This is a genomic window from Mycobacterium sp. NGS41 (genome assembly GCF_059812725.1).
The window spans coordinates 42,305-63,742 of the sequence record NZ_JCALDF010000012.1; the positions used below are offsets into that span (position 1 = coordinate 42,305).

The window sequence follows — 21,438 nt, forward strand, 5'->3', positions numbered from 1 at the left end:
TCATATAACCTCGCTAAGATTGTGAAGTATGTCCACGTGTTCAGTCGGCGGTTGCGGACGCAAAGTTATCGCCAAGGACCTCTGCGGAGGCCACTACAAACGCCTCTCCTACGGCCTCCCGCTCGACACCCCACTGAGGCGCCGAATCGTCGGGTCCAAATGCACTGTCGATGGCTGTGGCCGCAAGCACCTAGCCAACGGTCTATGCCAAATGCACCTTTCTCGTCAGCGCAACGGCACACCGATGAACAAGCCAGTCCGCATCGTCATGAAGGACGCGACTCTGGCCGAACGACTCAGGGCCTACGCACCCGAAGGTGCTCCTGATGCGTGCTGGGAATGGACCCGTGGAAAGACCAAGGGATACGGCGTGGTCAGCATCGGCAATGGCAAAATGCGCGGCGCGCACATCATCGCCTGGGAGCTCGCCAACGGCCGCGCGCTCCCCGATGGAATGATCGTTCGGCACACCTGCGACAACCCGCCGTGTACAAATCCGGCCCACTTAGTTCTTGGCGGCCATGCAGACAATGTCGCCGATATGGTTGCGCGCAGTCGGCAGTCTGTTGGTGAAAAACATGGGCTGGCGAAACTCAGCGTCGACGATGTCGTTGAGATCCGTCGCCTGTACTCGGGTGGTATGAAGCAGCGCGAAATCGCAGTGCGGTTTGGGATTTCTCAGCCCAATGTCAGCATTATTATTAGTCGTAAAGCATGGTCACATATTGACTAGCTAATCAAGTGTACTCCGATATCCGCTAATTTATCCAAGACGAATTTCAGTTGCTGGGCTGCTCTTTCGCCGGTTGTTTTGGCGGCGTCGTTTTTGCCTGATTTGACGACGAACTGGCTCTTGCCGGTGTCGTCGCCGGAGAGGTTTTGTTCTTCGATCTGGTTGACGAACAGCATGTCTACGCCCATGCGTTGAAGGGCGCCGCAGGATGAGGCGATGCGGTCTTTCATGCTGAAGTGCACGCCGGGCAGCGGCCAGGTTGAGTCGTCGATCACCATCGTGTGGTTGGTTTGCGCTTGGGTGGCGACGAATCCGCCGCGCAGCGCTGCTAGTGCTGCTATGGACCAGGCGTTGTTTTCGGCGCCCTGCTGGAAGATCTCGAAGAGGTGGACCCAGCCGAGTTCGTGTTTGCGGCTGGCGTTTTCCCAGGACACCCAGGCCGCGATGGTGCCGACCAGGAACGGCATGATGACGTCGGCGGCGATGTCGCCTGCGGAGTCGAATCCGCCGAGCAGGAAGTAGCCGAGCAGGTTTCCGACTGATTCGATGATCAGTTTGACGATGGCGTCTGCGGTGGGGTTGTCGCCGCCGACGACGACGGTGACGGCGGTAGCGGGTGAGTAGGTGACGACGGATTGCAGGTCGTTCCACCAGGAGTCACGCACTGTCAGCGCTGGGGCGGACGCGAAGCTGCCTAAAAAGCCGGTCTGCCAGTATTCGTCGGCGTAGAGGGATTCGTCGTCGACGACTTCGTTGAGTGTGTCCTCGACGAACCCGTCGCCCCACTGCAGCACGGTGCGGATCAAACCTTCAGCGGCGGTTCCGCCGAGGAAGGTGCCCACCGGTAGAGAGAACTGGGACTTGTCCGAGATCGTCAAGATGAGGGCGCCGTTGGCGACGGTCTGCCCGAACATGTTGACGCCTTCTTCGCCTTCGTCGGTGAAGTGGCGGCGGTAGTCGATGCACAGCTGGCCGTCGTCGAGGGCGGCGGCGATCACGGAGTCGACGGTGTTCATGCGGGAGGCGATGAACGTCCACAAGCTGGAATCGTTGATGAACGACGGGAATTGGACGTGCATCTGCCAGTTCGCCGGGTTCAGCGATTCGATATCTTGTTGTAGCCACTGCCCGATGTCGGCGGGGTCTTCGACCAGTTGGATGACTCCGGCGAGCAGGTCAGCCAAGAATTCCCCGGCCTGGCGGCGGATCAGTTGCAGGAAGATCAGCAGCCCGATGCACCAGCACGACGGGCCGAACATTGGCCAGTCCCTGGGGAACTGGAAAATTTCTAACGGCAGCAATGGGTTTGGTGGTGCCAGCATGAACTGGATCGTCTGCATATCGTCGTTGAACGACATGAGCATGTAGTCGGAGCCGTCGCGGGTGTAGACCTGCCAGTGATGCAGCAGTCCTGTCCAGCGCCACTTGCCGCCGAACCGGTCGACCCTGATCACGATGTTCTTGCATTCGTCGGGGTTGTTCGGCACTCCCGCAACGAATTTCGCGATCCAATGATCAGCGCGGAGCTCAAGAGTACCGGATTTGGAGACGTTGCCCGCGGAGTCGAAGGTGTGTTTGACGGCGTCGAACTGGTTGATGCGGCCCACCGGCAGCAGGCCCGCCGACCCGTCGCGCGGGTTTTTGTAGATGCTGATCTGCGTTTGGGCGTTCTGCAGCGCTTTACGTTGCCGCCGTATCTCTTTGGTGATCACCATCGAACTGGTGAGCCGATCGGCCAGCATAGTCATCCGACGACCCTCGCGGTGGAGAACGGTTCGTCGTACCAGCGTGGCATCGTCAGTTCCAGCCGTGCCCCGTCGGTGTTGGTGACGTCAACACGCACCACGGCGCCCTGTTCGGGGTCTCCCATGCCGGGTGCGATGGGGTATTCGAAGTCGCGGCCCTTCATGCGCATCGCGAACGGTGTTTCCAGGCTGGTGATGAACGTTTCGATGTCCGGGCGGGTTTGGATGTCGAGGTCTTCGCCATCCATCAGTGCGGCGAGGCGCAGCGTCTTGCCGGTGTCCTGCAGGCCGCGGCCGTAGGCTTCAGAGCCCCAGGAGAAGTCGGGTAGTTGCCAGGTGGCGCCGCCGGTGGCGGACCATTCGGGCCAGATGTCCACGCTGGCGGGGTTGAAGAATGGGATCGAGAACCAGTAGGAGCCTGGTCCTTCGGCTTCCCAGGTGTAGGTGTCGGGTTTGCCGACGTAGAACGGCAGTTCGCAGCCCATCGTTTGTACCACCGAGCCGAACGCGAACAGGCTGGGGTCCTTGCCTTCGAAGTTATGCGCGGAGAACGGTTTCGCCGCTTCGAGAGTGCGGACTCCGAGGGTGCGGGGCCCGTCGGTGGATGTGTAGACGATGGTGGCTTCGGCGACCGGGGAGAACATCGCTTTCCATCGGGCGTAGATGGTGTGCCACAGGTCGGAGTCCTGGTCCAAGGTGGCCCCGTTGTAGGGGTTGCCGATGTTGACTGTCCAGACGATGTTGCGGCGCTTGGGTTTCCATGACTGGAAGCGTTGCCCGAATCCGTAGGACACCCAGTTCGTTTGAACTGGCATGTCATACAGTCCGGTTGAGCCGGGCGCTAATTCGGGCCCCCAGGAGAAGCCGGGGGGGCTGATGCGGCAGAAGTCGCCGTTGACGCCGATGACGTCGATGACGTCGGCTTCGCGTCGAATCATCTATCCGTTCCTGGGCCTGTGGGCCAGCGCGGGCTGCTGTTCTTGGGCCTGTTTGAGTTCGGCGGCGTCCAGCGCGGCCCGCAGCTCGTAGTTGCCCGAGATGTTCCACTGCGTCACCGAGGGCGCGGTGTTGGGGACGTTCTGCGGTGTCCGCAACAGCGATCCGTACGCGGAGGGTTGGGTGCCGGGGGTGACGTTTCCGACCAGGAAGGACGATGCGACATTGACGGCGTCTTTGGCGATCTTCCCGCCTTCTTGGATCAGGCCGGAGGCGAAGGCGCCGGCTGCGCCGCCGCCCATTCCCATTCCGCCGCCCATGCTCATCGCTGCCTGCACGGCGTTTCCGAGAGCTTTGGCTCCGGAGTCGATGCCGGTGTCGATCGCCTTCAGGTTGTGGTCGAGGTTGTCGGGGGCGGCGGCGACCTGGGGGGCGGTGAGCACGGGCGGGGGTGCTGCGCCGGGCGCCGACGGCGGCGGCTGCGCTTCTGTCGGTGGGGGTGGTGCGGCCGGGCTCGGTGTCGGCGCAGTGGTTTTCGGCTGCTGTGGCCCGGCCGGCGGCGTCAAGTATTGGGCGTTCGGGACGGGCGACGGTCCCGGGGGCGGCTGTGCGCTGAGGGTTTGCGCGTTGGGCACGTCATAGAGCGCGGACACGATCGACGCGTCGCCGCCTTCAGCGAACCCGGGCAGCTTCGCGAACGCCGACGCGACTGTCTTCAGGGAGCGGCCCTGGTCGTGGGTCAGGACCGGCTCGGGGTGGCCGCTCTGGTTGTCGGCCAGCGACAGCCCGGTGGGCAGGTAGCCTCCGGAGTCGTAAAGCTTCGGTACTGGGCCGCCTTTGGCGAACGCGATGTGGACGTGGTCGGAGTGGTCGCCGGCTTGCGCCAGGGTGTAGAACGCGCCGAACGGGCCCTTGATCTGCCCATCTTTGACGGTGCCTGTGAATCCCGGCGCGGAATGGATCAGCTCTTTGAGCTGCGGGCCATAGTTGGCGGCCAGGAAGTTCGCGAACGCCAGCATCTTGTCGGGCGGGCCGCTGTAGTCATGAGCGCGGTTGCTGGCGTGGTAGGACTGCGCTGCTGGCACCCCGGCGATCTGTCCGGTGTCAGGGCCCCGATACCCCGAGGTCATGCGCAGCCCGAATGATGCTGCGAGCGCGTCCATTCCGGCCCATTGCTGCGGTACCAGCGTCATCAGGCCGCCGGTGCCCAACCCTGCGGCAGCAGGGCTGACGGCACCCGGGGCGGTCTTCCACTTGAACGTCTGCGGCCAGGCGCCCGGCCCTTGTATCTGAAAGAGCCGGTTAGCGATTTCGATCTGCTGGTCTTTGGTGGCCTGGTCGGGGCGCGGCGCGTATTTCAGGCCGCCGGCAAGTTCCCACGACGACGGTGAGAACTGCAGGCCGCCGTAGTGACCGTTGTGGCCGGTGTCGGCGTTGGCCCAGTTGCCGCCAGATTCGGCCGCCGCGATGGCTTCCCAGTCGGGCACCCGGCCCCCAACGGCTGGGCTTGCGGCGACGCTGGCCGGCCCGGTTGCCGTCTTGTACGTCGGGACGGTGATGACCGACCCGTCCCCCAGGGTGATGGATTCCTGTCCCAGCCCGGCAGCCGGCGCCCCGGCGCCGCCCAGTCCCGCCATGAGCGGCGACTGCGAACCCAGGAAGAAGCCGGCGGTGCGTTCCAGTGCGTCATGCCATTTGTTGCCCGGCGCCAGGATGCTTCTATCGAGACCCGTCGCTCCGAGCACACCGCTGTAGCCGATATTCAGCGCGCTGGTGAGGGTTTTGGTGCCCCAGTTTGCGAGCCAATTCGTGGTCTGGCCTTCCCACGCCTTCATCTTGTCTGGGTCGCCGCCCGCGCCGATCAAACCCCACAAGCCGGGAACCATGCCGCCGCCGCCACCACCGCCGGGGTTGTTGGCCAGGCTGGTGCCCATGTTGATGGCGTTGCCGATCAGGCCGCCGAAGCCTTGACCGAGGCCGCCGAGGATGGTGTTGAGGATCCCGCCGCCCTGCGCGGTGGGGTTGGGGGCGATCTGTGGTGGCCCCAGCGTCGGATCAGTGGGGCCGCCGTCGGCGAATCCGGGTGCGCCGCTCTCCAGCATGGAGCCGAGCATGGAGCGCATGATGGAGCCCTTCGGGGCGTCCTGCAGTTGCTGACCGATGGGGTGGTCCATTCCCAGGCCCTTGGCTGCGAACTGCTCGCCCCAGTGCCAGCCGGTCTTGCCCCAGTTCCATAGATCGCTTCCGGCGTGCGCTAATTCGCCGCCCCACTGGCTGGGGGGTACGACGCCGCCGTCGTCGAACCCTTGCAGGCTGTTCGAGTCCACCAAACCCTGGTTCAAAGCGTTCAGAAACGCGTCGGGCACTTTGGAGCGGCCGCGCGCGGAGATGACGTATTCGTCGCCGTGAACCTCGATCGGGAACCCGCCCGTCGGACCCGGGCCACGCCCAGACGGGGTCGGGCCACCAATGTCGTACCTCTCAACGTCGGGGGAACCCTGCGGAAGCGTGAACGTCCAGCCCTGCCCGTACGGCAACTGCGTCGCAGTGATGTTGAGCGACTTGAGTTTTTCGGCCAGCTGCGGCGGAATGTCGGGGAGGACGATGCTATAACCGTCATCTCCCGCCTTGACCTGCGTAGTGGCGGGCAGCCCGAGATCCGTGATGCCTCGCCCGGACAGCCGCCAATTCCCGTACTTGGCCTGGTTGGTCTGATCGACAACGCCGGGGGCACCGCCAATATCCTTGAGTGCCTGGTTCAATCGGCCGCCCGCCGTGATCGACGCCTGCCCGGTCGGCGACAACATCTTGCCCAGATCGGTCAGTGTGTAGCCGGGTTCGTCGCCGCCCAAGCTGGATTTGCGGAACTGCTCGAGCGCGTCGGGATCGCCCATCCATGCGCGGGCGAGAAGTTCAGGGGTGATCGCCGGAAGATTACGTGTGCGATCTATATCGGCCCAATGCTGCAGTGCCTGCTGCAACCCTTGGTTAGCACCTATCTCCGGTATCAGATTGTTCTTGAGCAGGATGTCTTTGACCTTGGCGACGGCGTCCTGGTTTCCCATCGTGGCGTCGGTGTAGAGGTCCAGCGGAATGCCCAGCGCCTTGGCCGCATCCAGCGCGTTGCCCCGGTCGTAGCGGCGGGAGCCTGCGATCGCCTGATCGCGGGTCTGCGCGGTCATCTTCCCGGTGACTTGGTCGAGGGTGTCCGCGAGCGCCTGCTCAGCGTCCTTGTGGCGGCTGGCCTCTTGGGCAGCTTGCTGTTGTTTCTCGTTCAGTTTGTCGATCGCTACCATCGCGGCAGGGATGGCTACCGCGCTCAGGATTCCTAGGACGCCGGTGCCTGCTGCGCCACCGAGTCCCTTAATGGCTGCCCCGAACTTTCTGACGCCTTGTTCTCGGGCGTCGTCGAATCCTGCCTTCGCTTTTGTGGAGAAGTCCTTTACCGCCGAGACTCCGTCGCTGAGCGGCTTGCCGATGGTTTTGAAACCTAGATACGACTGCACGGCGGTATAGACCAGGGCGGGATGGTCGGCCAAGGTCTTGGTGATGGGTCGCAGGACATCCAGCAGCGGCTGCGCAGCGTCATGGGCCGCCTTCAGCGCCGCCGGAAGCATCTTGGCGACGTCCTCGATGACCGGCTTCCATTTCTGAAACTCGATGCGTGCGTCTTGGAAGAACTTGGTGAGCGTGCTCTGGCCCTTGTCCGAGTTGATAAAGGCCGCGAGTTTGGCTGTCGCCTTGTCCAGCGATGACAACAGACCTTCGCCGCCAATGGCTTTGGTGATCCCGGTGAAGGTTTTGCCGATGTTGATCACCGAGTCGCCCAAATGGGTGAGCCCGGTCAGTCCTTCGTCGATCCACTTCTTGAGCCGTCCGTCTTGATCAGCGGCGGTGATGAACTTGTTGAACCGGTCGCTGATATTCAGCAGCGCGTCCGAGAGTCGCGGCAGCGCATCCGAGCCGACAGCGGCCAGCGTGCCGAACGCATGGACGAGCAGGTCGATGGATTCCTCGTTGCGATCCGCGTTGGCCGTGTTGCCGAGGATCCGATCCAACAAGCCGCGGCTGCTGTCGGAGCCGAGGCTGTCGAACAGTTGCCGAAAGTCGGCGTTGAGCGCCGACGCGATACCACCCATCCCCGTTTTCAACGTGGGCAGGTCCGCATCCACCAACTGGCGCAGTGATTGCGACATTCCGGCGAACAGGTTCTGCTGCACCGTGCTGCGCAGATCAATGAACGCCGGCTTGAGGTTGAGCATGGTCTGCAGGAACTCGCGCGCATTCGGCGCGAGCTTCGCCATCGCCTCAGCGGCCTTGTCAGCCGCCCCGCCCGCACCCTGATTGTCCAGGCTGGCCTGGGCGGCCTGGACCGCCTGATGCGAACGCACCAGCCGCTCGTTGGCGGCCACCACCTGATCCGAACCCGAGATACCCTTGGCGTTGGCGTCGGAAACCTTCTGCTGCAGCTCGATATTGCGCTGCCGGGCCTCAACAACCCGCTGGTCGGCTTCCTCGACCCGCAGCTGCGCCGACTGATAATCCAGCGCATCCTTGAACCGCCCAGTCGCCAGATCGCGGCGCGCTTTCTGCGCTTCCAGGATCGCCTCACGCTCCGACAGCACCCCGCCGCGCTGCTGGATATTGAGGTCCTCAAGCTGCTGGCGCGCATCCTTGTACGCGTTGGCGACATCCTTCTGCGCGTTGGCTTCATCGACTTTGGCGTTACGCAGGGCGTTGGTGGCGGCAACGGCTTGCTGCGCCATGCGCGCCTGATCAGCCCCAGAGGTGCTGGCTTCCTTGCTGATCGCCGACCACGCGTCCTTGACCCCACCCAGGCCCAGGGCCAGCGTTCCGACCGACGCGCCGATACTGGCCAGGATCCCCGGCACAGCGAGCCCGGCTTGGGCGACCTGCTGCAACGCTTGGGCTACCGACGCCAAACCCGTAGCCAGACTGGGCAGCAAGTCCACACCGACCACGGCGGCATCGATCTTGAGCGCCCGCCCGAGGGCGGCACCGACACCTTCGAAGTCGGAGCGGATCGAACTGATGGACCGGTTCAGGTGGTCGCGGTCCACCTCAGCGCGCAACTTGACCGCATTCGCTTCCTGCTCGGCGCGGAACTTGTCGATCTCCGCGCGCGCCCGCGCAAGGTCGGCGGTGATCTGCACCGCATAGTCGACCTGAGTCTTCTTGAGGTCAGCTTCGAGTTTCGCTTTGAACTCGCGCGCGTCCGGAACGATGGTGAGCCGGGCTTGTCCTGCCTCGTAGACCGCCAAACTAGCTCACCTCCTTGTATCCCAGCGCCGCATCCACGATCGCGAAGCTCGCCTCGGTTTCTCTGGCCTTGATCAGATCCGCAGGCCCTTCGGGGCCGTCGATGAATTCGATTTCCGACTGGGTCATGGCGCGGACCAGCAGCCGAATCTGGTTGGCCACCATGAACAGTGCGTCCACCTCAGCGGTGTGACCTTGCAGCGGTGGTCGCGCATTCTTGGTGCGCGATTCAGCCAGCCGTTTCTTGATCTCGTCGAAGTAGCGTTCGTCGGTGAGCTGCGCCGCGTAGAGCCGGCCGCCGCGGATCTGCGCGACCGTGTCGCAGTAGTTCAGGAACTGGTCCCACGGCCGCATCCCACGGATCCAGTCGCGCGCATCGGTGCCATGCAGCAGGTGCGCGAAGTCGCCCTCTATCTGATCCCAGTAGTGCTCGATCAGGTCGAGGGTTCGGAACCTTTTCCCGCCAGTTCTTCGTCCACCACATGCCCGCAGTGCGGGCACGCGCCGGTCAGCGGTTCGCTAGGCATGAACGCGGCTTTGATGTCGGTGCAGAACGCCTGCCAGTGCGCCTGGGGCCGGTCAGCGAAGAACGCCATCACGTTGTCGTGCTGGTCACCGAAAAACAGTTCGTTGTAGGCGGCTTCGGCTTCGTTGATGATTTTCGTCAGCTGCGCCAGATCATCATCGGTCGGGGCTTGTTCGCCTTGCCGTTTCAGCGCTTCAGCGAGGAAGAAGTTGCCGACCATACGCTGGTTCTGCAGTTCGGTGAGTTGTTCGATCGCCGTTTTCGTCAGCGGCTGAACAATGATCTTGTCCGACACCGCGTAGGGTTGCGGGACAACGGTTTTGGAGAACAGATCCGCGAGCCTGCTCGACGGCTCTCCCAGTGGCGATCCTGTCGCCTTTTTGCCAGCCAACTTGACTCGCCCTTTCGAATTGTCGTGCGGAAACGGCCCCGCCCGGGGCGACGCTGACCCGCGGCGGGGCCGCTTCCGAGAGGGGTTAGGAGACGGTCACCGCGCAAGCCGACGAGGTGACGCCCTGGTAGCTGGCTGTCACGTTCGTCGACCCGGCTGCCACACCGGTGACCTTTCCGGTGCTGTCCACGGTGGCCTTCGCCGGATCCGATGAGGTCCACGTCGCCTGGGCGGTGCGGTCCTCGTTGTTGGAGTCCTTGACCGTCACCTGCTTGGTGTGGTTAGTCCCGGTCGCGGCCGTGACGCTCAACGTGGCCGGGCTGGTCGTCAGCGCAGTGATCGCCGGGTAGAGGCCGGTGTTGTTGACGTCGTTGAGGTCGAACCAGCCGTCGCCGCAGATCCCGAAGATCACGTTCTTGTCTTGCCCCAGAGCGGGATCGGTCTGGAATTCCAGCGACACGCCTTGCTCGTAGACGTTGGAGTCCACGGCATTGATGTCGTTGCGGTCAGCGACTTCAGCGCGGTTGGCTATCCAGTACAGGTACACCGGCTTGCCGTTGTAGATGTCGCCGGCGATCATCACGCAACGCCAGATGATCCGCGCCGGCAGTTCGGGGATCGCGATGGTGATGCCGCCCTTGGCTGACGGTGTCGACAACGCGTCGGGGGTGAAGCCCCAGCTGTTCTGCAGGTTCAGGAAGTTGATTTCCTGCGGCGTGTAGGTGATGCCTTTACCGGACTCGGAGAACAGGTACCGGGTCGGCGTGCCGTAGCCGGCGGACATGATCTTGTTCACCGTCGGCTTGTTCGACAGTTTCACGCCGGCTTTCTTCTCGTAGTTGCCGACCGTCACGAACGGCGAGGTTCCCAGGCCGACTTTCGTGGCGTCCAGGCCGCCGGTGGCGGCGTCTTCGATGTTCAGCAGCGGCTGGGTGCCGATGTAGGGCGCGAGCAGTACCCGCGGGGTGCAGGCGGCCAATTCCAGATCGGGCTGTCCGGCCTGCAGAAGCTCTGCAATGGTTGACATGTCGTTACCTTTCTCACAGGTCGATAAGGTTCAGTGCCGCGCGGTAGTCGGGCAGCCCCTTCGCTCTCCACGTATAGAGTTCGAAGGTCACCGGGACTAATCTGTCGTCCTGCAACAGTTCCGGAATCAGTTGTGGGCCAGCGACTTCGCCTTCCACACCGAGATTATGAGTGGTTCCGGGAACCAGTGTCGCCTGGTTCAGGAAGCACCAAAGCACCTGGCGCACAAATTCGATCAGCGCCCAGGAGTCGTTACGCGACCCGGTCAACGCGGCGAACTGCACGCGCGGCTGGTCGCGGTTCTCGTCGAAGTTGAATCCGCCGCCGGTGCGGTAGGTCCGCAGATAGCTGCGGCCAGCGGCGATCTCAGCTTCATACACGTCGGGTTTGGGGATCCATGACACGACGTTGGTGCTGGGCAGCCACGGCTGAAAGAGTGGTCGCAGCACATCTTTTTCGACGTCGGGGAATCCGCCTTTGTAGAAGTCTGGCAGCGTCAGCGCCATCACATGCCGCCGATTTCTTCCAGTACACGGTTGAGTTCATGGGCGCCGCGCACGTACATTCCGGTTCCGGCGACACCGGCGCTGTGATGTCCGAACTGGTGCGCCGCTCCGTAGGCCAGTCCCAGGCCGACCGTCAGATGTCCGACTGTGCGGTCGTGGTGCACACCGCCGATCCCGACGTCGACTTGCGCGGACGCGGCCAGCCGTCCGCTGCGTTTGGCGACTTCGGTCTTCCACATCGTCGCCGCCAACTGTGTCAGCTCTTGGATGGCCGGTGCGCAGCCGACCGTCAGCGCGGCGGCAATAGCCGGGTTGGGGTACAGCAGGTCCACTTCCACCGCTATCCCCTGTTCCCCCAGCGCGCGATCTGGCCGATGAAACTGAACGTCACCCACCCGAAGTCGGCGCCAGTCATCGGATGATTCATGTCGCCATTCGGGCCGCCGGACAGCAGGTAGTGCGCCCCGGCCCACAGGAAACGGTCACCGACCTTCAAATCGGAGCCACGCGGGACGGCGACAGTACCGCCTTGCGCGTAGGTGGTGCCCGACCCGGATTCCAAACCCGGGCCGGTCATTTCGACAACCGCCGCAATGCTGCCCAGGCTGGACGGGGTGGTGTTGCCGTCCGCGTCTTCTGTCAGCCGTTCGAACGGCACCAGCGGCGCGTACGGCGCCGAGATCAGTCCCATCAGGTCACCGTCACCGCGCAGACCGCGTGCAAACCTTCATAGGCGGCGGTGATGGTAGCCGAACCGACGCCGACCGCGGCAACCAGGCCGTCGCCGGACACCGTTGCCACCGTGGGATCCGAACTGCTGAAATGCGCATAACTGGTGCGGTCGGCGTATTCGAAGTCGCTGGCCGTCAGTACCGCCAGTTGCCGCTCGTCACCCGGCGACAGCTCAGTTTCTGCCGGATACATGACGATCCATTGCGTTTCACCGGGGGTTTGCAGCAGCGGCTGAAATTCCCATGGCTCCAAGCCGACCCGCGCATTCGACGACAGCACCACCGAGCCGGCCGACTGCCCGAACCTGCCGCGCAGCCGATTGACTTCCTTGCTGGTGATGTACAGCGCGCCAGTCGGATTCGCGTAGGACTGGTTGACCGTCATGCCGACCATGGACTGCGACTGCGTCTTGACGCCGTCGCCGTCTCCGCCGACCATGGCCCGCTTGACCATGTCCAGCGACACCCACTTGCACGCTGTGGCAGCGAAGCCGTCCGCGCCGGGAATTTCGTTGATGCGATCCGCCGCCGCGCCGAGCAGCACGGTTGCCCGAGACTGCTCGGCGTCGGTCAGCGGTCGCCAGTAGCCGGCCAGATCGTCGGCGGCGGCGTAGCTGCTAGGAAGCGGCATCGCCTTCACCGGCGGAAGCTGACGCCTTCGTCGGCTTCCTTGCCGGCGTCTTCTCGTGGACTTCTTCGACGCCGTCGATCTTGTTCAGCCGGTCGATGACCTTCTTGTCGGAGGTTTCGAATTCGTACACGGCAGGATTGCTGTCGGGTACGCGGGTGAACATCGCCCACGATTCGGAGCCGTCTTCGGAGAAGTTGAACCCCTTGGACGAACGGAACTTAGCCATATCCCCGCTCCTTAGCTGAGGTCGTTGATGATGCCGTGGTAGACCTCGGGCCCGTACTCCAGGCCGACCTCGCCGTACAGCTGGTACTTGGTCGACGCCCCAGTCTTGGCCAGCGGTTCCACGAACAGCGTTCCCTTGCCGGGGATCTCCAAGAACACGGTGTGCAGCACCGAGAGGTCCGCCACGATCAGCGACCCGGCCGGCGCGTAGCGGTCGAGCATGATGCCGAACGTGCCGAAGTCGGTGATGATGGTGTCCAGGTTGAAGCCACCGACGTTGCGGGTCATGGTCGGCTGGTTCAGCGAACCGGCGGCGTACAGGTTGCCCAGTGCGACCTTTTGCGCGGCGCCGACGATGAACACGGTGTTGTCCTGGTTCAGCGGTGCGCCGTTGGCGTACATCGTCGCCAGCGCCGAGTCGATGATCGACTTGGACACAGCGCGGCCGGTGCCGCCGTTGGCGAACACGTTGGTGCTGACTGCGCCGATGAGGCCCTGGGTCTGCCGTGCGGTCGAGTTGTTGGCCGGCTTCTGGTAGGTGCCCGACAGGAACGACTTCTCGATGTCGACGGCGATCTTCTTCAGCTTCAGGTTGATCTGGTGCTGAAGTTCGTCGGTGACGGGGTTCATGCCGTCCTGGGTGGCGATGCCGTTCAGCTGGCCGACTGCGGCCTGCTTGGTGTAGGAGACCTCGACGGCTTCCTGGTGGATCTCCACCACGTTGGAGACGTTGGACCGCGACACTTCCGAAGCGGTCGGCGCGGCAGCACCTTCCACCTTGGAGTTGTTTGCCGAGGTGGCTTCGAGCCCTTCAGTCTGCCACTCGAATTGCGTTGCGGTTACCCGCTTGTAGCTGTTCAGTCCGCCCATCGCGGAGAGCAGCGGGGTGTCTGCGGGAGCCACATTGAATAACTCCCCGGTGTAGTTGGGCAGGTTGTAGGTTGTGCCCAGCCCGGAAACGGTAGCCATGTCGGCTCCCTTCTAGATCAGAAGCCGCCGTTCGGCTTCATATCGACGAGTTGTTGCGCCTTCAGCCGTCCTGCGGTTTTGAAGTCGCCGGCCGCTTCCGCTTGGGAAGCGATCTGAGAGGGTGTCAAAGTCCCGTTGCCTGAACTGCTTTGAGCACGGTTGGGGGTGAATCCCGGTGGTTGCGGCGGTGCCGCGACCAGATGAGGTTTGTCAGCCGCAAGTTTGTCGAAGCGGGCCATCAGCTTCGGCTGATCCAGCCCGTCTGGGGTGGCGTATTCGCTCAGGTCGCCGATCAGGGCGATGGCGGCGTCGGCGTCGATGAATCGGTCGGCCAGTGCGCGGGCGTCGGCGCGGATCGCGCGTGCGCGCCAGGTGTCGCGTTCGCCGGTGAGTGCGGTGACGTCTTCGTGCGCGCGTTCCAAGTCGGTCTGCGAGGCGCGACGCAGCGTTTCCCATTCGGCGATAATCGGATCGGTCTTCGCCTTCAACTCAGCGAGGTCCCTGGTTTTGTTCTGGATCAGGTTCCAAGCGCGTTCGGGGTTGAAGTCTTCGCCGGTCTTCTCCCACGGCGGCCGGGCATCCGGCGCTGCGGCGGCTTCTGCTGGGGCGGCGGGGGGCTGGTCTTCGGAGTGTGGGGAGGTCTGCGGTGCTTGCGGTTCGGCAGGCGGCGCGGGGGCGGCTGGCGTCTGTGCGGCACCGGGCATCTGGTTCGGGGTGGGAGCGGTCATAACTGGTTTTGCCTCCTGGGCATAACAAACCCTCGGCCCACTTTGACCGGGGGTGAAAATTAGTGCAGGCCGTGAAGTTTGCGCATCGACGCCAGAATCTTCTTGGTGTCGCGGCCGGTGCCGGCGTCAGCCGCCGCCTTGGAGTACATGTCGCGGTAGTCGCCGAAGCTGGGGCTGACCTCGGCGATGTCCTGGCCAGGGAAGATCGGCACCGCTTCGCAGTCGCAGTTCCTGTGGTACTTGGTGCCCTCGGTGCCGCCGGCGCGCTGCTTTGACGCGTAGCCGCTGAACCTGGCGCCGAGCTCGCGTGATGCCATCATCACGCAGAACGCGCACGTCTTAGCTCCTTGTGGTACCCGGACGTAGCGCGGCCGCTCGGGATCCTTCGCGGTGTTCTCGGCGATGGTTTCTCGGCCCGGTTGTAGCACCAGGCGTTGCAGCGCGTCGTCGAGCCGGGACGGCACCCTCTCGTCGGTCGGCAGGTCGCTGGTCGTTTGTTCCGATTCCGGGATGTCCTGGGCGGGTTCGCCACCCAGGAACGCTGACGTGACGATCTTGTCGAGCATCACCGGCGGCAGCGGATCAGACATCGTCGCCGTATAGCTGGTCGGCAGTCCAGCTTGTGCGCGGGTCTCGTCGTAGAACTGTGCGGCGACCGCCGCCGCCGATTGGCCGAACCGGTCGACGACAGCGCCGTACAGTGTCCGCACCGCTTCAGCAGCTGCCGGCGATTCCCAATCGATCTGCGGCCACAGTTGCGCGGTCTGCGCGGCGGCCAGCGCGACGATGCCGGCGTTGATCTGCCGCTGGGAGGCGACGTTATCCGGCGTTGGCGGCATCAGTGGTCCGCGCCGTGTTCAACGCGCCCAAAGCCTGGGGTTGCTGACCGTCCATCGGTTGCTGCGGGCTCTGCGGCTGCTGGGGCGGTTTCAGTCCGGCCAGCGCCGCGCCTATCGTGGCCAAGCCCTGCTGCTTGGTACGTTCGGCCTTGATCCGTTCACGTTCAACCGGAGACCAGTCGCAGCGAGCTAGCGCGTCGTCAGCGGTCGCCGGGATCATGCCCGCCGCAACCTGGGTGGTGACGGTCACCGCGTCAGCATTCGGCGTCGGGATGCCGGTGTAGCCCCAGTCGGTTTCCATCTGGTCAGCCTTCTGGTTGTATTCGCCGCTGATCTTCAGCGCCATCACCATCAACCGTTCCCACTCATTGCCCAGCGGCAGCGCCAGGCGGTCCGCGATCGTCTTCAGGCGGAAATCCGACATGCGGATCGCGTCAGCAGACGCCGGATTGCCGTCTGAGAAGATCCCCAGATACTGCGGCGCCAGCCCGGTGTGCCCGGCCATGATGGACCGCTCTTGATCCAGCGACCGGATGAACCCGTCCGGGGATTCCCCGGCGATCCGCACGATCTGCGGCAGTTCCCCGTTCTCGTCGGCTTCCAAGGTGGAGATCCGGCCCACATAGGTATCCCACGCTGAGGCCTTGGTGCCGTCCTTCTTCTGGAACGCTTCTTCGGACGCGCCGAGAATGAAGATCTTCGCCGCGGCGAAGAATTCGCCAGCGACTTCCATCCGGACCAGCGTGCGGCACGCCCGGTCCTGGGTATTGCGCCACGCCGGCGTCATCACCGAACGCCCCTGGAGGCGGTCATCGAACTTCGGATGCGGGGTGAACTGCACCACCGGAACGAAACCCTGCTGGTGGTCATTACGGTCCTGGACCGACCAGCCTTCTTTGCCGCTGATCAGCTGCACAATCGTGTCGCGGGTGTACAGGGTGGCCAGTTGCTTGCCGTAGGTGTCCGACGCCGGATCGTTGTCCTTGTAGGTCTGATATGCCGCCGAGATTTCACGTTTCCGCGGATCCCACGACGCCGCCATGTTCACCGCCGATTCGGTGGTGATCACCGGGAAACCCGAACTGTCATCGGACGGTCCGACGATCGCGTATGACATGCCGGTCTGCAACGCCTGCTCGTGGATCATCGGCGCTTCAGCGTCCAGGTTGTTGTGCTGCCAGATCTCCTGCAGCGAAGAATTCACTTCCGTTTCGCCGGGCATCCGAAACCCTTGGACATTCAACCGTTCCGAACGCGCATCCACCCCGGCCTGACACCAACCCAGGATCGCGCGCAGCGGCTCCAACTCCGGAGGCACCGAAATTCCCAGCGACGGGACCGAATTCAGGCCCTCGTAATACAGTTCCGACAGCCCGATCTCCACGCGGCGCTTACCATCCATCACCCGCGACGACAGGAACGACATCACACGCCGTTCAGTGTCCGACAGGTCGGTGGCGCTGACGTCCGGGGAGAACATCAGCAACGGGACCTGCTCGCCGGGGATCGCCATCCATGAGGCGGTCGACAGCGCCTGCGTCAATTCAGCCTCCTAGTAGGTGATGATCCGGCCCTTGCCCGGGGCGCGGCCCTTCTTGTCCGCGCCGACCAGCTGCGCCCGCATGAACCGGGCCCCGACCATGCACACCGCCGCGTCGATCTTCTTCCGCGACTCTCGGTGCTCTTTGCCGATCCCGATCCCGAACTTGTTCGGCCGCCGGCGCGCGTTCAGGACGTGTTGGCGCATCAGCACACCCAGGCCGCCTTTGTTGGGCTGCGGGCAACTGTGGAACATCGCCTGGTCCACGATGTCGGTCACGGTCCGCTCGCATGCCTCGGTGTGCGCCTTCAAATGCATCGGGTTACGCATGTCCCAGACGACATGGTGCTGGCCGACTCCGGTCTTCACCGCCGGCAGGCGCCTCAGCCGCCGCGCGTGGTCTTTGGCCCAGCCGTCGCAGTACGGCTCCCAGTACCGTTCACCGGTTTCTTCGTCGCGGGCATCGGAGGGATCCCACCAAAGCCCGTGAACGTCGTAGGTCTCAAGCGCGGCCCGGATCTCGTGATCAACCTTGTCGCGGTCGATCGGCAGCGTTACCTCGCGACCACCCGAGATGCGGGCTTTCTTCGGCACCCAGATCCCGATCGGGAACACCATCCCGTCCGATAACCGGCAGCCCACCGCCGCCGTGTGGTCATCCGACTTCGACCCGTCCCCGAAAATGACGATCGAGTCGCCCGGCTCGGGCCGCTCATCACGAAAACAGTGGTCGAATTCCTGCGGTGTCGTCCACGCATCCGCGGTCGCAGTGATCTGGTTGTACCACTTGCGCCGCGACTCCGACGGCATGTTCGAACCGTTCAAAATCGACTCGACCAGCGACGGAATCAACAACCACGTCGAGTCGCCCCGCACCACCTCAAGGACCTCGGGCGCCGCCTCAGCCGACAGGGGAGCCTCCGGTGGTGCCTCCAGCGAGTCGTACAGCATCCCGAACCCCAACGCTTTGGCGCCCCGATCCTCGGTAGCCTGCGTCGCCTCCCACGCCTCCCGAACCCGCTCCGCAACACTGTCCTCGCCCGGCCGGTACGCGTTCTCGATATCCAGAATGCGCCCGCTCATCTTGGTCGCATTACCGTCGATCGTCCCGGCCAGCTCATGGCCCTGATTCGAGCTGTTCCAGTTCTGCGGCTCGTTACGGATCGCCTGCGTGACCCGATTCCCCTCAAGAGCCAGGTAATTCGAGCTCGTGGCCTGAATCTGGCGGGTATCGTCCAGCCCCCAAACGTTCTCACGGCCGATCTGGATCGCGAACCGGCTGCGCGCCTCCTGGGAGATCATCACCGGGAACAGCTTCATGGTGTTCGCCGTCTGCTCTTTCGAGACCGCGGTGATCTGCACCCACGCCGCGTCCTCGTCGCGGCCGACCGGCTCGCCAGCCTCCCAGCGGTCGAACACCGTCGGACCGAACGCCCGAAACGCCGACACCGCGCACGCAAACGGGTCTTTGCCCCAGCCCTTCAGCCGCTGCAGCACCGCAGTCCGGTGCAAAAGACCGCCGGCCTCGTCGATCGCGTCATACCAGAGCGCGAACCGTGCCTGCTCAGCCGTGAACTGCCAATCCTGCCCACGAGAATCCCGCAGCCAGTATCCGCACCAGCCGAGCATTTCCCAGCCCATGCTGTACTCGGGAAGATTCCAGCCCCGCTCCGGCGTCCAATCCCACGTCGGACCAAGCCTGACCGGCTCCCACCGGCTGAACACCGGCGGCGGCACCTTCGGCAGCGTCTCCCGATACCAGCCGATGATGTGCGCGTAGTCGTGCTGCTTGACCAGCGCGACCGACCGCGCAACAGCCACCAGTTAGGCCGACTTGCCCCAGCGCGCGTTCGCGGCTTTCCGCGCACCCACCGACCGCGGCGACTCCCCGGAGCGCTCGTCGGGTAGCGCCAGCTGGCGCATCAGCGACGCGAACGTCGCCCGATGCTGGCGTATCTCGCCGAACAGCGGGTTGGCGACCTTCTGGCCCATCGACCCGGTCATGTACAGCGGGGCGTCCGACATACCGGCCTGGATCTGGTCGATGAGGTCGGCCTCGCGGCACGCGTCCTCCAGGATGCGCAGCTCGTCGGGCCGCAGGACGTACTTGCCGGCGACTTCGCGCCACAGCTTTCGGCCGGCGGCCCGCAGGTTCTTCGGGATGCTCGGTCTGGACACGGTTTCAGACATTTTCGGCGGCCTCCTGGGTCGCTCAGTGCGGCGCCACCTCGGCGCGGCAAAAACGGGCGGCCGCCGGACGCTGCCGCGCGGCTGCTATGCATTCCGGTGCGGGACTGGGGCCCTCCGGGGGGCACCCCGTACCCCCTCCCGGGACTCGTCAAGGCTCTGACCTGCGGTGATGTGAGGTCAGAGTGGTGAAAGAATCATGACCTTGCAGTGAAGGTAGGTGTCGGTGGGTGAACGTGGTGGGTGGTTGAACGCTGGGTGCGGTGAGGGCCTAGGGGCGGCGTGCGTACGGAACCACGAGGATCAGACCAAGCAAGATATCGGCAACCAGCAGCAAGATCTCGGTGGTGTTCAAGGTGTGAGCCTTCCTGGGTGTGGTTCAAGGTCACGGTTACGGCGGCTTAGGGTGCCGCGCTGTTGGATGGCAAGGGCGCGGCCGGCTCGGCGTTCAAGTGCTGTCTTGTGTAGGTGGCAAGGGATGCAGACGCCTTGAACTTCGCGTGGGTTGAGGACTGAGGTGCGTGGCTTACCTTGTGACGCGAGGTTGGTGGGATGGTCGAACTGGTCAATGTGGGTGGTGCAGATACCTGGGTATTGGAGCTGGCATACCTTGTCGCGGCGCCTGACTGTGGCTTTGACCTTGGGGCTGACGTAGCGTCCTTGACCCCATGTCATTTGGTCACCACCAGTGGCGTCTGCCTGCGATAGGGCGGCCAGTTGCGCCGAGGATCCAGAAGATGATGCCGATGACGAGAAGGATCCATCCGAGGGTGATGAGGATGGGTGGGACTGGTAGTAGGTAGCCGAGGATGATGAGCACCAGGCCGAGGACGATCATCAGTGACCTGCTTTCTCGGTTGCCTTTTTGGCTGCGCCTGCTGCTTGTTCGCCTGGTGCGTGGCCTGGGCGTGCGCCGGTAGCTTTCTGGTGCAGGTTGGAGCAGAGCCCTTTGACGATGTTGGGGCTGACGTACTTGCCGAGTTCGGTGACGCAGCGGTCGAAGTCGCCGGGTGTGCCCCAGTTGATTTTGGCTGCGCCGGCGCCGTGGGCCCAGTAGTTCATGAGCTTTTCGGTGGAGCGTGCGTCTTGGGGTGTGGCTTCGCGTCCTGCGACCATCGCCGTTGTCCCGTCGGTTGTTCGTGGTACGAGAAACGCCGCCCTGCGATGGCAGTAGCGGCGTTTCGGGGTCCGGGCATGGTTGGTCAGCACCGGTTTCGTCGGCCAAACTATCACACCGATATCTTTTCGCTGGTCAACGCGTCGACGTGTCTGATGGCTGTGGCGTAGACCTTGCGAACTTCGGCGAGGCGGTAGACGGGTTCGTCGTTGTCGCTGTGGCGGTGGATTCGTACGGCTCCGCGGGTGCCGTCGGGGTTGTCGGGGCGTTTGTAGCCGCGGACTTTGACGCGGCGGTCTTTGCGCCAGCGTGACCATGTGCGTTCGGGTATGGGGGTGCCGAGGGTGTTCATGATGGTGAGGATTTCGGTGCTGGTGAAGCGCATGACGTCGGCGCGGTTTTCGAGGTTGCGGGCGAGTTGTTCGATGTTGTGGGTGGTTTTGCAGGCGGTGCAGGTGACTTCGATGGCTTCGCGTTTGGCGTAGAGCAGCTGGCCGCAGTGGCGGTTGTGTTCGGTGTAGTGGGTGCAGGGGCCGCAGAAGCGTGGGGTTGGTGGGCGGTCGATGACTTTTTCGATTCGTCGGATGAGGGTGTCGATTTCGCGTTTCCATTGGCCGGCGGATTCGTTGTGCGCCAGGGCGTGCGAGTGTGATGCCAGCCATTGCGCGATGCTCGTGGCGTCGATGTGGGTTGGTGCTTCCGAGTGTGGCGCACGGATCTTGCGGGCGATGGTGTTGAGGGTGTTGCGGGCTGTGGTGAGTAGTTTCCCGGCCTGTGCTTGCTTGGTGATTTTCCCGGCTTCGGTGTCGGGTTCGTAGAGGGCGGGCATTTCGTCGCCGCGTTTGCGGTGGCCGCCGCCGTTGCCGATGCGGGTTTGGCGGATGACGACGTCGTTGAGGTTGGAGAGTAGGCCGGGGGTGCGGCGTTCGATGCGCCATTGGCCGCCGGAGGTGGTGTGGCCGGCGGCGGCGGTGACGTAGGGGCCGTGGGTGAGTGCGAGCAGGTTGGCGTGGAGTTCTTCGGTGCAGCGTGGGCAGAGGAACAGTTCGGTGGGTGCGGTGCAGGCTTTGCAGTCGGTCACTGGTTGGGCTCCACGCGGATGTGCACGCCTGGGGTTTCGGTGGGTTCGGCGAGGCGTTTGGTGGCGTGCAGGTTGGTGATCAGGCTGTCGTCGTGCAGGACGGTTCCGGTGAGTGCGTCAAGGCATGCGCGGGCGAGTTTGTCGATGTCGGGGCGGCGTGTGGCGGGTGGGGTGGTTCGTTTTGGGGCGGATTTTGGGCGGGGTAACACGAACGAGAGCAGCACTGTGATCGGTCCTGTGTGGAGCG

At 63.9% G+C, this 21,438-nt stretch carries 22 protein-coding genes; 1 reads left to right on the forward strand and 21 read right to left on the reverse strand.

Annotation, left to right across the window (positions count from 1 at the left end; translation table 11 throughout):
- Positions 1-244 precede the first annotated feature (244 nt).
- A complete protein-coding gene (locus tag AC5Y21_RS13355) occupies positions 245-733 on the forward strand; it encodes an HNH endonuclease signature motif containing protein (RefSeq protein ID WP_499912930.1) in 489 nt (162 codons plus the stop codon).
- On the opposite strand, the gene AC5Y21_RS13360 is transcribed toward AC5Y21_RS13355, so the two are convergent.
- The 21 genes from AC5Y21_RS13360 to AC5Y21_RS13460 form a co-directional block, all read right to left on the reverse strand.
- Positions 730-2,481: a Gp37-like protein gene (locus AC5Y21_RS13360; protein WP_499912931.1), complete on the reverse strand. Its 1,752-nt coding sequence runs from the start codon at positions 2,479-2,481 to the stop codon at positions 730-732. The genes AC5Y21_RS13355 and AC5Y21_RS13360 overlap by 4 nt on opposite strands.
- Positions 2,478-3,416, reverse strand: a complete 939-nt coding sequence (locus AC5Y21_RS13365; RefSeq protein WP_499912932.1) for a hypothetical protein — start codon at positions 3,414-3,416, stop codon at positions 2,478-2,480. Before AC5Y21_RS13365 ends, AC5Y21_RS13360 begins: the two co-directional genes overlap by 4 nt.
- The gene (locus AC5Y21_RS13370; RefSeq protein WP_499912933.1) at positions 3,417-8,696 is read right to left on the reverse strand and encodes a transglycosylase family protein; all 5,280 of its coding nucleotides are present in this window, start codon (positions 8,694-8,696) and stop codon (positions 3,417-3,419) included.
- A 1-nt stretch (position 8,697) separates the two neighbouring features.
- On the reverse strand, positions 8,698-9,195 hold the full coding sequence (locus AC5Y21_RS13375; RefSeq protein ID WP_499912934.1) for a hypothetical protein: 498 nt from the start codon (positions 9,193-9,195) through the stop codon (positions 8,698-8,700).
- Positions 9,129-9,611 carry a hypothetical protein gene (locus tag AC5Y21_RS13380; protein WP_499912935.1) on the reverse strand — a complete coding sequence of 161 codons (483 nt, stop codon included), beginning with the start codon at positions 9,609-9,611 and terminating at the stop codon, positions 9,129-9,131. The genes AC5Y21_RS13375 and AC5Y21_RS13380 overlap by 67 nt, the downstream gene beginning before the upstream one ends.
- Positions 9,612-9,696: 85 nt before the next feature.
- Positions 9,697-10,638 carry an Ig-like domain-containing protein gene (locus AC5Y21_RS13385; protein WP_499912936.1) on the reverse strand — a complete coding sequence of 314 codons (942 nt, stop codon included), beginning with the start codon at positions 10,636-10,638 and terminating at the stop codon, positions 9,697-9,699.
- A 13-nt stretch (positions 10,639-10,651) separates the two neighbouring features.
- Complete coding sequence (locus AC5Y21_RS13390; protein ID WP_499912937.1) at positions 10,652-11,143, reverse strand: phage tail termination protein; 492 nt, start codon at positions 11,141-11,143, stop codon at positions 10,652-10,654.
- A complete protein-coding gene (locus tag AC5Y21_RS13395; protein ID WP_499912938.1) occupies positions 11,143-11,481 on the reverse strand; it encodes a hypothetical protein in 339 nt (112 codons plus the stop codon). Before AC5Y21_RS13395 ends, AC5Y21_RS13390 begins: the two co-directional genes overlap by 1 nt.
- Before the next feature lie 2 nt (positions 11,482-11,483).
- Entirely contained in the window at positions 11,484-11,834 is a 351-nt protein-coding gene (locus AC5Y21_RS13400; protein ID WP_499912939.1) for a hypothetical protein, read from the reverse strand.
- The gene (locus AC5Y21_RS13405) at positions 11,834-12,505 is read right to left on the reverse strand and encodes a Gp19/Gp15/Gp42 family protein (protein ID WP_499912940.1); all 672 of its coding nucleotides are present in this window, start codon (positions 12,503-12,505) and stop codon (positions 11,834-11,836) included. The genes AC5Y21_RS13400 and AC5Y21_RS13405 overlap by 1 nt, the downstream gene beginning before the upstream one ends.
- Positions 12,492-12,731 carry a hypothetical protein gene (locus tag AC5Y21_RS13410; RefSeq protein WP_499912941.1) on the reverse strand — a complete coding sequence of 80 codons (240 nt, stop codon included), beginning with the start codon at positions 12,729-12,731 and terminating at the stop codon, positions 12,492-12,494. Before AC5Y21_RS13410 ends, AC5Y21_RS13405 begins: the two co-directional genes overlap by 14 nt.
- A gap of 11 nt (positions 12,732-12,742) precedes the next feature.
- The gene (locus AC5Y21_RS13415) at positions 12,743-13,699 is read right to left on the reverse strand and encodes an SU10 major capsid protein (RefSeq protein WP_499912942.1); all 957 of its coding nucleotides are present in this window, start codon (positions 13,697-13,699) and stop codon (positions 12,743-12,745) included.
- 17 nt (positions 13,700-13,716) lie between these two features.
- Positions 13,717-14,427 (reverse strand): hypothetical protein, encoded by a 711-nt coding sequence (locus tag AC5Y21_RS13420; RefSeq protein WP_499912943.1) that lies wholly within the window; start codon positions 14,425-14,427, stop codon positions 13,717-13,719.
- Between the two features lie 59 nt (positions 14,428-14,486).
- Positions 14,487-15,266, reverse strand: a complete 780-nt coding sequence (locus AC5Y21_RS13425; protein WP_499912944.1) for a VG15 protein — start codon at positions 15,264-15,266, stop codon at positions 14,487-14,489.
- Positions 15,247-16,809, reverse strand: a complete 1,563-nt coding sequence (locus AC5Y21_RS13430) for a phage portal protein (RefSeq protein WP_499912945.1) — start codon at positions 16,807-16,809, stop codon at positions 15,247-15,249. The genes AC5Y21_RS13425 and AC5Y21_RS13430 overlap by 20 nt, the downstream gene beginning before the upstream one ends.
- Before the next feature lie 9 nt (positions 16,810-16,818).
- On the reverse strand, positions 16,819-18,627 hold the full coding sequence (locus AC5Y21_RS13435) for a hypothetical protein (RefSeq protein ID WP_499912946.1): 1,809 nt from the start codon (positions 18,625-18,627) through the stop codon (positions 16,819-16,821).
- 3 nt (positions 18,628-18,630) lie between these two features.
- Positions 18,631-18,996: a hypothetical protein gene (locus AC5Y21_RS13440; RefSeq protein WP_499912947.1), complete on the reverse strand. Its 366-nt coding sequence runs from the start codon at positions 18,994-18,996 to the stop codon at positions 18,631-18,633.
- Between the two features lie 676 nt (positions 18,997-19,672).
- Positions 19,673-19,831, reverse strand: a complete 159-nt coding sequence (locus tag AC5Y21_RS13445; RefSeq protein ID WP_499912948.1) for a DUF6131 family protein — start codon at positions 19,829-19,831, stop codon at positions 19,673-19,675.
- Positions 19,831-20,109, reverse strand: a complete 279-nt coding sequence (locus tag AC5Y21_RS13450) for a hypothetical protein (RefSeq protein WP_499912949.1) — start codon at positions 20,107-20,109, stop codon at positions 19,831-19,833. The genes AC5Y21_RS13445 and AC5Y21_RS13450 overlap by 1 nt, the downstream gene beginning before the upstream one ends.
- Positions 20,110-20,222: 113 nt before the next feature.
- On the reverse strand, positions 20,223-21,191 hold the full coding sequence (locus tag AC5Y21_RS13455) for a hypothetical protein (protein ID WP_499912950.1): 969 nt from the start codon (positions 21,189-21,191) through the stop codon (positions 20,223-20,225).
- Positions 21,188-21,415 (reverse strand): RusA family crossover junction endodeoxyribonuclease, encoded by a 228-nt coding sequence (locus AC5Y21_RS13460; RefSeq protein ID WP_499912951.1) that lies wholly within the window; start codon positions 21,413-21,415, stop codon positions 21,188-21,190. The genes AC5Y21_RS13455 and AC5Y21_RS13460 overlap by 4 nt, the downstream gene beginning before the upstream one ends.
- Positions 21,416-21,438: the final 23 nt, after the last annotated feature.

Excerpts from the sequence above, each read along its gene's own strand:
- AC5Y21_RS13355 (WP_499912930.1), top strand. The coding sequence starts at position 245 with ATGAACAAGCCAGTCCGCATCGTCATGAAGGACGCGACTCTGGCCGAA.
- AC5Y21_RS13360 (WP_499912931.1), bottom strand. The coding sequence starts at position 2,481 with ATGACTATGCTGGCCGATCGGCTCACCAGTTCGATGGTGATCACCAAA.
- AC5Y21_RS13365 (WP_499912932.1), bottom strand. The coding sequence starts at position 3,416 with ATGATTCGACGCGAAGCCGACGTCATCGACGTCATCGGCGTCAACGGC.
- AC5Y21_RS13385 (WP_499912936.1), bottom strand. The coding sequence starts at position 10,638 with ATGTCAACCATTGCAGAGCTTCTGCAGGCCGGACAGCCCGATCTGGAA.
- AC5Y21_RS13390 (WP_499912937.1), bottom strand. The coding sequence starts at position 11,143 with ATGGCGCTGACGCTGCCAGACTTCTACAAAGGCGGATTCCCCGACGTC.
- AC5Y21_RS13400 (WP_499912939.1), bottom strand. The coding sequence starts at position 11,834 with ATGGGACTGATCTCGGCGCCGTACGCGCCGCTGGTGCCGTTCGAACGG.
- AC5Y21_RS13405 (WP_499912940.1), bottom strand. The coding sequence starts at position 12,505 with ATGCCGCTTCCTAGCAGCTACGCCGCCGCCGACGATCTGGCCGGCTAC.
- AC5Y21_RS13410 (WP_499912941.1), bottom strand. The coding sequence starts at position 12,731 with ATGGCTAAGTTCCGTTCGTCCAAGGGGTTCAACTTCTCCGAAGACGGC.
- AC5Y21_RS13415 (WP_499912942.1), bottom strand. The coding sequence starts at position 13,699 with ATGGCTACCGTTTCCGGGCTGGGCACAACCTACAACCTGCCCAACTAC.
- AC5Y21_RS13420 (WP_499912943.1), bottom strand. The coding sequence starts at position 14,427 with ATGACCGCTCCCACCCCGAACCAGATGCCCGGTGCCGCACAGACGCCA.
- AC5Y21_RS13425 (WP_499912944.1), bottom strand. The coding sequence starts at position 15,266 with ATGCCGCCAACGCCGGATAACGTCGCCTCCCAGCGGCAGATCAACGCC.
- AC5Y21_RS13440 (WP_499912947.1), bottom strand. The coding sequence starts at position 18,996 with ATGTCTGAAACCGTGTCCAGACCGAGCATCCCGAAGAACCTGCGGGCC.
- AC5Y21_RS13445 (WP_499912948.1), bottom strand. The coding sequence starts at position 19,831 with ATGATCGTCCTCGGCCTGGTGCTCATCATCCTCGGCTACCTACTACCA.
- AC5Y21_RS13450 (WP_499912949.1), bottom strand. The coding sequence starts at position 20,109 with ATGGTCGCAGGACGCGAAGCCACACCCCAAGACGCACGCTCCACCGAA.